Consider the following 6,386-nt stretch of genomic DNA (forward strand, 5'->3'; position numbering starts at 1 on the left):
CACATCTAGCAATTCACGATTCGCCAAGCATGGCATAATTGACAGCACTGCAAAAAGCAGATAGACAGGTGCAAACACTGAAAATGCGACATTCAGGGAACAAAATTTATAGGTGAGGATACTGTGAAAGTTTTGGTTGTGGGGAACGGAGGTCGCGAACACGCGATCGCAAAAAAACTGCTAGAATCTACGCGGATTAAACAAGTATTCTGCGTTCCGGGCAACGGCGGCACAGCTACCACAAAAGGCTGTCAAAATCTGTCGCTCAACATCGACGACTTCCAAGGCATAGAACGCTTTGTGATGGTGAACAACATCGGACTCGTCATCGTCGGCCCGGAATTGCCCCTATCGCTAGGCATCGTTGACTACTTCCAACAGCGAAAACTGATGATTTTCGGCCCCAACAAAGCCGGCGCCCAAATTGAATCCAGCAAATCCTGGGCCAAAGAATTGATGCTGGAAGCACAAATCCCAACACCCAAAGCTGCCGTATTTACAGGCGCAGAAGCAGCCAAAGCATATGTTGTGGAACAAGGAGTACCCATAGTCATCAAAGCAGACGGACTCGCCTCAGGCAAAGGAGTCACCGTTGCTACCACCGTCAAAATGGCTCACAGCGCCATCAACACCATTTTTAGAGGCGAATTCGGCACCGACAACCTCCGAGTCGTCGTCGAAGAATATGTAACCGGTCAAGAAGTCTCTATTCTCGCCCTCACCGACGGTATCACAGTAGAACCGCTGCTGGCAGCTCAAGACCACAAAGCCATTGGCGAAGGCGACAAGGGAGCCAATACCGGCGGTATGGGAGCCTACGCCCCAGCGCCAATTGTCTCGCCCAAACTAATGGACAGGATTCAAGCAGAAATTCTTGAACCTACCCTCGCTGCGCTACAAAAGCGCAACATCGATTACCGGGGCGTCCTCTACGCAGGTTTAATGATTACACCGAAAAGAGAACTTCAAGTCTTAGAATTCAACTGTCGTTTTGGAGATCCCGAAACTCAAGCGGTTTTGTCCCTCTTGGAAACTCCCCTGGAAGATTTGGTGTTTGCTTGTTGTCAGCAGCGTCTGGGTGAATATTCCAACATTCGCTGGAAGTCTGGGGCTTCTGTTTGCGTGGTTTTAGCTTCTGGGGGCTATCCCGGAAATTATCAAAAAGGCAAAGTTATTACAGGTATCGAGGAAGCTGAAGCCAAAGGTGCAGAAGTGTTTCACGCCGGCACTCAGTTGAAGCAGCAGCAGTTAGTGACCGAGGGCGGCCGCGTTTTGGGCGTCACGGCGGTTGCAGAAACTTTGGAACAAGCTATCTCTAAAGCTTATGCAGCAGTTGATTGCATCCAATTTGAAGGGGTTTACTGCCGCCGGGATATCGGCCTTCGAGCGCTGGCCCCTCAAAATGTCGAGCCCAGTGTCGAGCCAAGTGTTGAGCCAAGTGTTGAGCCAAGTGTCGAGCCAAGTGTTGAGCCCAGTGTTGAGCCCAGTGTCGAGCCCAGTGTCGATCGAAATTAGGAATTGCGGCCTGCTGTGGCCGCTGCTATCCGAAAGCTCGACACGCTGGGGATACTAGAACTCCCCCAAGCAGAAGATAGAATTAAAACCCCGGAGGATAGAGGTTTTGGCCGCCCAAAAGCAGAGCAATTTCAAGGTAGAAGTGCCACAATAAAGTTTGGCACATCTGCGGTGGCAGTAGCGGACAAGTCGCGACAGAAAAATCGATCGACCACAAACTCAATTAATCTTCCTTTTAATATTCAACTGGTGAACTGCTCAAATGCTGGCCATACTAAACAAAATCGGAGAAATTATTGCCCGCTGGTGGTCGGATTTTACCCTCCAGACTCGCCTGATGGCCGGTGCTACCCTCGTAGTTTCGTTAATTATGAGCGGCCTGACTTTTTGGGCCGTGAATACTATCCAACTAGACGCCAGACTTAACGATACTCGCTACGGCCGCGACCTCGGTCTGCTCTTGGCGGCAAATGTGGCGCCGTTGATTGCAAAAAACGATCGCTCCGAAGTAGCCCGTTTTTCCCGCCAATTTTATAGCAGCACCTCCAGCGTCCGCTATATGCTGTACGGCGACGAAGCAGGAGATATTTTTCTGGGGATACCTTTCTCGGAATCTGAGGTGCAAACTTCCCTGACACTGCGCCGCCAAATTAAACTCCCGGATAATTTTATCGCCGACATTGAGGCGAGAAATTTAACTTCTTTGCCTTTGGTGCGGCAGCACTTGACGCCAGACGGAGAAGTTACTGACGTATTTGTGCCGCTAATTCACGAGGACAAGTATTTAGGCGTTTTGGCGATCGGCATTAACCCCAATCCCGCAGCAGTTATCTCTTCAAATCTAACCAGGGATGTTACTTTAGCAGTATTTGTCACGATTTGGGTGATGGTGATTTTGGGCGCTGTATTTAATGCGCTGACAATTACTCACCCGATCAAACAATTAGTATTTGGGGTCAAAAATATCGCGGGCGGGAATTTTAAGCAGCGAGTTGACCTGCCTTTGGGGGGAGAATTGGGCGAGTTGATCGGCAGTTTTAACGAGATGGCCGAGAAATTAGAGAGTTATGAAGAACAAAATATTGAAGAGTTGACAGCGGAAAAAGCGAAACTAGAAACTTTGGTTTCAACTATTGCTGATGGGGCGCTGTTGCTGGATGCAAATTTGCAGGTGATTTTAGTCAACCCGACGGGGAGGCGGATTTTTGGATGGGAAGGTAAAAATGCGATCGGCATTAACGTCGTCAATATTTTACCTGCGGAAGTGCAGCGCGAGTTAGCAAGACCCCTGCACGAAATCGCTGCGGGCGATCGCGAAGGCGGCGAATTTCGGATTACTCTGAGCGAACCAGTCAACCGCACAATTCGGATTCTGCTAACCACCGTAATTCTCCACAAAGCCCCGGGCACCGAACCGCTGTGCAAAAGCTGCGTGCGCGACGAGGAAAATACCTGTACCGAGTCAAAACGCCCGAACGCGATCGAGTGTACATTCTACGAGCAAACCTCGAAGCATCAAGGTTCCGGACAGTACCGAGACAGTCTCAAAGGCATTGCCATGACAGTGCAGGACATCACTCGCGAAGTCGAACTAAATGAGGCTAAAAGCAATTTTATCAGCAATGTTTCTCACGAATTGAGAACCCCTTTATTTAATATCAAATCTTTTATCGAAACTCTCCACGAGTACGGAGAAGACCTTCTAGAAAGCGAACGCCGGGAATTTCTAGAAATTGCCAATCGAGAAACCGATCGCCTCACTCGTTTAGTCAACGACGTGTTAGACTTATCGCGCCTAGAATCCTGCCGAATTTATCAATTGGACGCTGTTGACCTCCCCCAAGCTGTCGAACAAACTCTGCGAACTTATCAGTTAAATGCCAGGGATAAAGGCATCGAATTAGAGCAAGAAGTTGACCCCTGTTTGCCGCCAGCTTTAGGTCATTACGATTTGCTGCTGCAAGTATTTGCAAATTTAGTAGGAAATGCCTTAAAATTTACCGAGTCCGGTGGTAAGGTGGCAATTCGAGCCTATTTCCTAGAGTCGGATGCTCATCCACGCGAAGACGGCGCATCCGGAACCCACAAATTTCCACCAAATACCAGCCATTTTCCGGTGGTGCGGATCGAAATTTCTGATACCGGGATTGGCATAGATCCCGAAGATCAGCAGGCAATTTTCGATCGCTTTTTCCGGGTAGAAAACCGAGTCCACACTCTAGAAGGCACGGGATTAGGTCTTTCGATTGTCAGAAACATTATTGACAAGCACCACACTAAAATTAATTTAGTTAGCGAAGTTAATGTGGGCACGACTTTCTGGTTTGACTTACCAGTTTATCAGGCGAAACAAGCGCTAGATATGGAAAATGCTTGGACGGTGCAAGCACAGGCTGAGACTGAAACAAGTTCGACTGCGGCTAAAACTGTTTAATGGAAGTTGTCGTTGAGCACTCTTAATAGGTACGTAGTTGCGCTTGAGCACTCTTAATAGGTACGTAGTTGCGCTTGAGCGCTCCGAAAGGTACGTAGTTGCGCTTGAGCGCTCCGAAAGGTACGTAGTTGCGCTTGAGCGCTCTTGATTATAATATATAAAGAGCGCTAAAGCGCAACTACATACCTTGTCCGATCGCACATTGCTCTTGATAAATATATATAATCAAGAGCGCTGAAGCGCAACTACATACCTTGCTCTCGATCAACATATATATATAAAGAGCGCTGAAGCGCAACTACATACCTTCGCCCAAGTTTTCATAATTTTCGCCTCCCTCGTTTACTCGTTTTCAGGGTTAGCGTGAAAACGAGTAAACGAGTACAATTGTCAAAACCTAAGAAAGAGTTTTTCTAGCACGTTCCGATCGCTCTTCTGCGGTATCCATGACATCCGCCATTTTATCCACCATTTCCCCTGGATAATTTTCGAGTACCCGAGTAGAAAGCGAAATTCGACCGCGACTTTGATCGAGGTCAACTACCACGGCTTTCAGGGGTTGGCCGGGGGTGAAAACTTGTCCGAGGTTCTCAATATATTTTTGGCTGACTTGCTTGATGTGCAGCAAACCGCTAACTCCTTCCAAATCCACAAACACGCCAAAAGGCTTGATGCTGCTGACTGTTCCTTCCACTAATTGACCGATTTGCAACTGATTTAAGGCAGAAGATTGAGTGGCCATCCGCTGGGAAAGTACGAGTTTTTCTCGTTCGCGATCGACTTCCAAGAAATTCACGGTCAAAGATTGACCAATCAGCGATTCTATGTTATCGCGTTGGGCTAAGTGCGATCGGGGAATAAAACCGCGCATTCCCTCAACATCCACCGTCACGCCGCCCTTATTCGCCCCAGAAACCCGCACCTGAAGCACTTTACCAGTTTCCTGCAAAGCAACTAAATCTTCCCAAGCTTGCTGAATTTGTAACTGTTTCAGAGACAGAGTAACTTGGCCGTCTGCATCTTGTTCGCGGATAATTAAAAATTCCCGTTCCTCGTCTAGCGGAACGACTTCCGACAAATCCGTTACCGTTCTCAAAGCAGCCTCTTCGATCGGCAAAAAAGCCGAAGACTTGCCGCCGATATCAACATACGCGCCATTTGAGTCATACTCGAACACTTTGCCGCGCACTACTTGTCCCTTCTGGAACTCATAATTGTGCTGTTCGAGGGCTTTAGCAAAATCATCCATTGAAAAAGATGCTTTTGCGCTTTGAGAACCTGTAGATTTGGAATTCATGTCAGTTTAGTTGTCAGTTATCAGTAAATTAGTTGTCAGTTGACAGTTGTCAGTTGTCAGTTGACAGTTGTCAGTTGTTGAAGCAAGAAGCAAGATGTTCCCCCACTCTCCCACTCTCCCCCTCTCCCCTCTCTCTCATCTTCCACTCTCTAAGCTGGTTGAAGTTCGTGTTGAAATAGCTGCTTCACTTGCACCCACGATTCGGCTGCTGCGGTAGCGTTGAAACTGCCGCGATGGTCGCAGAAGAAGCCATGATCGGCATTGTAGCTGAAAATTCGGTAAGGAATTCTGTGTTTTTGCAATTCTGCGACAATTTGGTCAACTTGTTCTTTGGGAATGCTGGCGTCTTGAGTGCCGTAAAAGGCGTAGAGAGTACCTTTAATGTCCGCTGTGCGATCGATCGTGGGAGATCCGCCCCCGGGGGTGAGAGTGGCGATACCAGCGCCGTAGAACGACGCTGTAGCCTTGATTTCGGGCAAAGTCGCCGCGAGGTAGGCGACGTGTCCGCCAAAGCAGAAACCGATACAGCCAAAACCTTGCTGTTTGACGGATGGTAAGGTTTTGAGGTAATCGATGGCGGCTTGGATGTCGCTCAGCAGTTGGGATGCGGTAGTTTGTTCTTTGTATTGTCTGCCGATTTTGATATCTTCGGGCGTGTAGCCGGTTTCAAAGCCGGGGGCTTGGCGCTGGTAGATGGCTGGGGCGATCGCCACATATCCTTCCTTTGCTATTCTTTCTGTAACTTCGCGGATGTGTGCGTTGACGCCAAAGATTTCTTGAATCACGATCACAGCGGGAAATTGCCCTGCGGCGGCGGGTTGGGCTAGGTAAGCCGCGATTTGCAAATCTCTATTGGGAATTGTGACGTTAGCTGTGCGAATTTCTGGGTTAGGCATAGGGAGTTTTAGTCCAATTTTATTTGATTTGTGAATGAGATTTTTTTTAACCGCAGAGGGCGCAGAGAACGCAGAGGAAGAAAAGAGAAGTTTTTGAGAGAAATTGTTGGCATTGTACCAAATTCCGGACTCAATAAACTCGACTAAGGATGTTTTTTTGATCGAGCTTTTGTTCTCCAAGTTTGCGGAGTTCGCGGTTCGTTCCAAAAATCTATTTTACAACATCACATTTCCCGGAAATTGC

Annotated in this window: 4 protein-coding genes; 2 read left to right on the top strand and 2 right to left on the bottom strand. The window is 48.1% G+C overall.

Annotated features, from left to right (window positions below; genetic code table 11):
* Window positions 1-123 precede the first annotated feature (123 nt).
* Window positions 124-1,515, top strand: coding sequence for a phosphoribosylamine--glycine ligase (gene purD / locus JGK22_RS17235; protein ID WP_293184718.1), 1,392 nt, complete (start codon window positions 124-126; stop codon window positions 1,513-1,515).
* Window positions 1,516-1,777: 262 nt separating this feature from the next.
* Entirely contained in the window at window positions 1,778-3,949 is a 2,172-nt protein-coding gene (locus JGK22_RS17240) for a HAMP domain-containing sensor histidine kinase (protein ID WP_293184720.1), read from the top strand.
* A 397-nt stretch (window positions 3,950-4,346) separates the two neighbouring features.
* On the opposite strand, the gene JGK22_RS17245 is transcribed toward JGK22_RS17240, so the two are convergent.
* A complete protein-coding gene (locus tag JGK22_RS17245) occupies window positions 4,347-5,246 on the bottom strand; it encodes a S1 RNA-binding domain-containing protein (protein WP_293184723.1) in 900 nt (299 codons plus the stop codon).
* A gap of 149 nt (window positions 5,247-5,395) precedes the next feature.
* Entirely contained in the window at window positions 5,396-6,142 is a 747-nt protein-coding gene (locus JGK22_RS17250) for a dienelactone hydrolase family protein (RefSeq protein ID WP_293184726.1), read from the bottom strand.
* Window positions 6,143-6,386 lie beyond the last annotated feature (244 nt).

The organism is Microcoleus sp. PH2017_08_TRC_O_A, from assembly GCF_020738665.1.
In the GTDB taxonomy this organism is placed as follows: Bacteria; Cyanobacteriota; Cyanobacteriia; order Cyanobacteriales; family Microcoleaceae; genus Microcoleus.